Here is a 2,420-nt window from a genome sequence, read left to right on the forward strand (position 1 = left end):
GCAATCGCCGTTCGAGCGCAGCGCCTCGTTAGCCGTTATCGGCTTTCCTTGTCAACTCATTCGCCAACATCTCCGCCTGCTTAAGCACCGTCTCGGTTGCCAGCTTCTGCATATCAGGCGGATACCCGAATTGCCTCAAAGTCCTTTTTACAATGACCTTGAGTTTTGCCTTTACGCTTTCTTTGAGCGTCCAATCGATAGAAGCGTTGGCCTTTACTCGTTCGAATAACACGATGGCCAGTTCGCGCAATTTGTCCTGCTGCATTAATTCTCTGGCGCTGTCGTTGTTGGCCACGGCGGTATAAAAGGCGTACTCATAGTCGCTCAAGCCCATCTCTTCAGCTTGCTGGTCGGATTTGACGATTTCCTTGCTGATGTTGATCAGCTCGTCCATGACCTCCGCCGCCGTGAGCACCTTGGCGTGGTAACGTTTGATGGCATCTTGCAGCATTTCCATCAGGGTCCGGCTTTGCACCAGATTCTTTTTGGCGCGCGCCTTGATTTCGTCGTTGAGCAGTTTTTTGAGTACTTCGAGCGCGACGTTTTTGTGCTCCTTGTTTTTCAGCTCCAGCAGGAACTCTTCGGAAAGAATCGAAATATCGGGCTTCTTGATTCCGGCAGCGTCGAACACATCAATGACTTGTTCCGACACCAGTGCCTTGTCGATCACCTGCCGAATGGTCGATTCAATTTCCTCGTTGGTGCATCCTGAGCCGGAACTGTCGAACTTAGCGAGCCGCGCTTTAACTGCCTGAAAAAAGGCGATTTCATCCTTCACATCCATGGCCTGCTCGTGCGGAATGGCGATGGCGAATGCCTGCGACAAGGCGGTGACTGCGTCGATATAGCGCTTCTTACCATTCTCCAGCCCGAGGATATGTTCCTCGGCCGCCAAAATCATAAAGAGTTTCCTGGAGGTGTCGGCCTCGAAGTAATTCTCGTAAGGGAAGCCGTGATACATGCCGGCCACCACTTCGATCTTTTCCAGCATCATTTGCACGGCCTGCTCTTGGGCCAGCATGGGGTCGCCCTTGCCACCCGCATCGGCATAAAACGACAAGGCCTGCTTGAGGTCGGACGCAATCCCCAGATAATCCACCACCAAACCCGCTGGCTTGTCACCGTATACCCGGTTCACCCGCGCGATGGCCTGCATCAGGTTGTGGCCCTTCATGGGCTTGTCGATGTACAAAGTGTGCATACAGGGTGCATCGAAGCCGGTGAGCCACATATCGCGCACGATCACCAGCTTCAGTTCATCATCGGGGTCTTTCATGCGCTCGGCGAGGGTCTTGCGTTGTTGTTTGGTGGTGTGATGCCCGGCCAGCTTCGGGCCATCCGCAGACGCCGCCGTCATCACCACCTTGATCACGCCTTTGGTGAGATCGGGTGAATGCCATTCTGGTTTCAGCTTGATGATCTCTGCATACAGCTCTGCCGCAATGCGCCGCGACATGGCCACGATCATCGCCTTGCCCATAAAGACTTCCTGGCGTTTCTCAAAATGCGCCACGATGTCCTGCGCCACGTTCTTGATGCGCTGCTCCGCGCCGACCAACGCCTCCATCTGCGTCCACTTGGCCTTGGCCTTCTGGGTCTCGGTCAACTCGTCCTGTTCCAGTTCTTCGTCCAGCTCGGCAATGAGCTTTTTGCCCTCGTCGCAGAGCGACACCCGGGCCAGGCGGCTTTCGTAGTAAATCTTCTTGGTGGCGCCGTCTTCCACCGCCTGGGCGATGTCGTAAACATCGACATAATTGCCGAACACCGCCGGGGTGTTGACATCGGTCTTTTCAATGGGCGTCCCGGTGAACCCCAGATAGGTCGCGTTCGGCAGGGCATCGCGCAGATACTTGGCAAAGCCGTACACAACCCGTTTGCCGGTGATGTTGCCCAGCGCGTCTTTCTCGTCCACGGTTTTGGCCTTGAAGCCGTACTGGGTACGGTGCGCCTCGTCGGCGATCACCACCACATTGCGGCGGTCAGTCAGTTCTTCGTAGACATTGCCTTCTTCCGGCTGGAACTTCTGAATCGTGGTGAAGATCACCCCTCCAGAGGCGACCGTCAACAGCCGTTTCAGTGCTTGGCGGTCATCCACTTGCACCGGCTCCTGCCGCAATACCTGGGTACAGGCGGCAAAGGTATCGAACAATTGATCATCCAGATCGTTGCGGTCGGTGATCATGACGATGGTGGGGTTATTGAGCGCCAGCACAATCTTGCCGGTGTAAAACACCATCGATAGCGACTTGCCGCTGCCCTGCGTGTGCCACACCACCCCGGCTTTGCGATCCCCCGGCGGCTGGGTATTGACACTCGCCACTCCGTAACTCTCTGGCGTTTCCGCCACACCCGGCGCCGCGCTACTTGCCGCCCGCAAGGTGGAAGCCACCGCCGCGTTGACAGCATAGTATTGGTGGTAC

Annotated in this window: 1 protein-coding gene; it reads right to left on the reverse strand. The window is 56.1% G+C overall.

Annotated features, from left to right (window positions below; translation table 11 throughout):
• Positions 1-28 precede the first annotated feature (28 nt).
• Positions 29-2,420: type I restriction endonuclease subunit R (locus tag RQ738_RS13530; RefSeq protein WP_314165841.1), on the reverse strand; the 2,392-nt coding region annotated here is incomplete at its 5' end.

Origin of the sequence: Sulfuriflexus sp., from assembly GCF_032250955.1 — a bacterium.
In the GTDB taxonomy this organism is placed as follows: Bacteria; Pseudomonadota; Gammaproteobacteria; order AKS1; family AKS1; genus Sulfuriflexus.